General features: G+C 43.8%; 4 protein-coding genes. All 4 read left to right on the forward strand.

Annotation, left to right across the window (positions count from 1 at the left end; genetic code table 11):
- Positions 1–130: 130 nt before the first annotated feature.
- The 4 genes from QLQ16_RS15715 (at position 131) to QLQ16_RS15730 (ending at position 3160) form a co-directional block, all read left to right on the forward strand.
- Entirely contained in the window at positions 131–547 is a 417-nt protein-coding gene (locus tag QLQ16_RS15715; RefSeq protein ID WP_283225588.1) for a plasmid mobilization protein, read from the forward strand.
- Positions 544–1875 (forward strand): hypothetical protein, encoded by a 1332-nt coding sequence (locus tag QLQ16_RS15720; protein ID WP_283225589.1) that lies wholly within the window; start codon positions 544–546, stop codon positions 1873–1875. Before QLQ16_RS15715 ends, QLQ16_RS15720 begins: the two co-directional genes overlap by 4 nt.
- 109 nt (positions 1876–1984) lie before the next feature.
- The gene (locus tag QLQ16_RS15725; protein ID WP_283225590.1) at positions 1985–2680 is read left to right on the forward strand and encodes a hypothetical protein; all 696 of its coding nucleotides are present in this window, start codon (positions 1985–1987) and stop codon (positions 2678–2680) included.
- A 12-nt stretch (positions 2681–2692) separates the two neighbouring features.
- A complete protein-coding gene (locus QLQ16_RS15730; RefSeq protein ID WP_283225591.1) occupies positions 2693–3160 on the forward strand; it encodes a hypothetical protein in 468 nt (155 codons plus the stop codon).
- Positions 3161–3249 lie beyond the last annotated feature (89 nt).

Consider the following 3249-nt stretch of genomic DNA (forward strand, 5'->3'; position numbering starts at 1 on the left):
CTATAGGCTCAAGGAGGCGGCGGCGCGCTTGGTCATCCAAGCTGACGCGTCATAATCTGAGGGCGCTGCCTGGGGGAATTTGGGGTGGCCACGGGTGGGGGAATTTGGACTGACCATCAGGGGGCTTCCAATGGAACCCATAAAAAAAGAAAAAGACCCGACTCTCAAAAAAAGAGCGGGCCAAGCAGGTGTAGAAGCCAACAAAAAAATTCGCACCAAGCGTTTTGAAATCAGATTCACCCCTGAAGAATGGATCGCTCTTCAAGATAGAGCCGCTGAAGTAGGTGCTTCTTCAACAGCAATATTTGCACGTGCTGTGTTACTTCCAGCACACGATCAATCCAACCAGGAAACCAAAGCAGAGCACAAATTGCGTGTTCAGCTTTTGGCCTCTCTTGGAAAAATCGGTAGCAATATAAATCAGATCGCTCGATCTCTGAATCGCTTGAAAGTTTGGAATGAATCAACCGAAGGAATGTTCAAAGAACTCACCAAGATTCAGGAAGGAGTGCGCACTATTGCAGAGCTATTCAAAGGGAAAAAATGAACATAACTATTTTCCCAACTGGCAAAGGAGGTTCTGAATCAGCCGTTAAATACTTACTCAGTGATACCGATCATGAAGGCAAGAAACGTTCTGTCCTGCCTGAAATTCTTTTTGGCGATCCCAACACTTTCACCGAAATAGCCAACGCCACAATGAGACTGCACAAGTACACCTCTGGTGTCATCGCCTTTCGTGATAAAGAATCTGTCACCCCAGAACAGATCACGACTCTGATTGAGACATTCCGCTCAACATTCCTGCCAAGTTTGCAGGTTGATGAAAACTTCGCTGACTTCTGGGTTATGCACAAAGATAAAGAAAATATTGAACTTCATTTTCTATACGTCAATACCGAGTTGTCCAGCACTCAGCAATTAAACATTCATCCGCCCGGTGAAAAGAACATTCAGTTTTTCAACACCTTTGTCAGCGTCATGAATGACAACTTCGGATTCGCACAAGTGGTGCCCGATCCACTCAAAATAAGTTTGAAACCCTTTGAGGCCAAATCACCCAATGGGAAGAAGGACAAAAAAGCTAAGAATGACTTTGCACAAGTTCTTCACTCTGAGATCGTGGGTGGCTTCATAACGAATCGAAACCAGCTTATCGGATACATGAAGAAGAACGGCATGGACATTCCGAAAATTGGTGACGACTTCATCACCGTTCGCCTACCGGGTGCCAAGAAGAACACCCGCTTGAAGGGGCCACTTTTCCGCAAGGACAGTGAATATGCCCAACTTGTGAATGAACACCACCAGTCCAAGATCCCGAAATTCCTAACCCCTGACGAAGCACAGTCACAAAGGGACAAGCTTATCCACCATATCGAGGCAAGAGCAGCCTTCAATCAGCGCAGATACCTGACACCTAGACCCGGTGCGAAACGCACTTACAAACCGTTCAAGAAGGCTTCTGGTGCGGCCAAGGATCATGCAGAAACGACAGTCCCAACCAATGTGATCCGCAGTGCATTGGAGGAACAGCTTACCCAGTTGAAAGAGCAGTCTGATCCTGCCACCAAACTACCCACGGCAAACCTTCCTCACCACATTGCACGACGCCAAAATCAGCAAGAGCGTGACGGCCCGTTGTCTGGTGTCATGGGTGCTGGTGCAGCACTTGGTGGATTGGAAGCTCAGATTGGCAGTCTATCTATGCAATATCACAGCCTGCTTCTTCGACTTGCCAGCGCCAAAGGCCACCGAGCTTCACAGATCAAAAACCAACTTATGGCATTAGAGCAAAAGCTGATTGCTTTAAATCTTGAGCTTGTGAAAAAGAAGCTTCAAGCACAGGACTTACCAAAGCCAACAATTACATAAAGAATCTACAGGTGCTTTTTTATTATCAGCATTGGTCAGTTAAATTCATATGAATTTAACTTGACAATAAAAATTCTTCTGTTATTTGTACAACACACAGGAGATTTAAATGATTAAAAAGAAAAACAACATCTATAAACTAATAAAGAAAAACATAGCAAAGCTGGCCATCATCCACCAGACTACAAAAATTTCACCCAATCGTTTGGTTTCAATATTTCTAAGGAATAGTTCATTGGAGGAAATTCTTCTTCCTAAGAAAACAAAAGATGGATATTGGGATTGGACGCTAGCAGACGACACAGCATACAAATACTTCAAGAAAGAACTTACGGCCTATCTAAAGAGAAATGCAGATCAACTAAGCTTTCAAACAATGCAAGAGCACTTCAAGTCAAACTATCTCACCAAGGAATATTTTCGAGAAAGTTATGAATCTTTGGCTGAAAACTACTATGCACAAGAACAGGCGTTAAAAAACTTTGTTCGTGAAGGATTCATCGCCATACATCCAATAACCCCTGATATGTCACCCAAGGAGGTGGCCATCAGGAATCAGAAGCTAGGAAAAATTTCTGTCAATCATTGGGTTGGAGACATCACCAACTACGACTATTTCAGTCAAGCACCAGGGTTCATGATGCAGAACGTCCACGATGCACTTCAGTATATTGACCTCTACATCATAAATATCTTGAATGAAAGACAGCTTGATCACGAGCTCATGAAGATCTCAATTAACCAGAGGCTCGAAGTCAAGCTTGCGCCCAAAGAAACACCTAAAACAAAAATTCAGAAAATATAACAAGGAGACTATATGAATCAAAGAACAATACAAGAAATAGAAGCAGAGATGGAAGAATTATCAAATACTGGCAATCTTGGCAGGATGATGGATTTGATTGATGAGCATGGCAACACCATTGACAAGATGTACGGAGCCATTATTGAAGGTGACTTAGAGAAAATACAAAAATTGGAGCCGCTTGGGATGGACATAACAGAAGATTGCTATGTGAAAGCGGCCATCATTCATGAGCAGCTTCTTGTAGTCACCTATCAAGTCAATAAAGGTGCTAACGTAGATTTAGTGATTGACTTTGCAGCATCACGCGAAGAGCCTTTGATTAAAGGAAATATCTACTACTCAGGAAGTCAACTTATCTGGCAATGGGCGAAATGCTGGCAATCTGCCAAAAATCTCAGCGACAAATTACCCCTCAAAGGCCAGATCGAGAAGATAACAAAAATAGGCGGATTCAAGGGCGAAGTGCAACAAAGATGAACCCGGTAGTGGGTGGCTGAGGATGCGTTGGCATCATGGCCGCTTTAACCGCCAAGTCGAAGTTGCCCAATGTACAAGCACCTCAGCCG

It is taken from the genome of Limnohabitans lacus (assembly GCF_030053395.1).
GTDB lineage: Bacteria > Pseudomonadota > Gammaproteobacteria > Burkholderiales > Burkholderiaceae_C > Limnohabitans_A > Limnohabitans_A lacus.